This is a genomic window from Agreia sp. PsM10 (assembly GCF_030433855.1).
In the GTDB taxonomy this organism is placed as follows: domain Bacteria; phylum Actinomycetota; class Actinomycetes; order Actinomycetales; family Microbacteriaceae; genus Agreia.
In genome coordinates, this window is record NZ_JARUXC010000070.1 from 1 (window position 1) to 252 (window position 252).

General features: G+C 41.3%; 1 protein-coding gene. It reads right to left on the reverse strand.

Annotated features, from left to right (window positions below; genetic code table 11):
* A partial coding sequence (locus QCD70_RS19070) for a hypothetical protein (RefSeq protein WP_301219214.1) occupies window positions 1-252 on the reverse strand: 252 nt, incomplete at both ends.

Sequence of the window (252 nt, forward strand, 5' to 3'; positions counted from 1 at the left end):
GGCCATGTCTCTCCATTTTTGGGCATATTCTTTGAACCCTTCATTAGAACCCATAGTCACATTTTGTAATTGCATACGAGTTGGTGCAAGGTCAACATCGTATTGATACTGCTTGTAGAAAGCATCAGAGTGGTCTTCCCAAGTATGAATTTTGGTTCCCTCCAACTGATAGAACCATTCGAGTTGTGTACCAAACAAACTTTCCTGAAAGAAGTGAGCCCATAACTTCCTGTCATTAGTATGGGGTTGGAT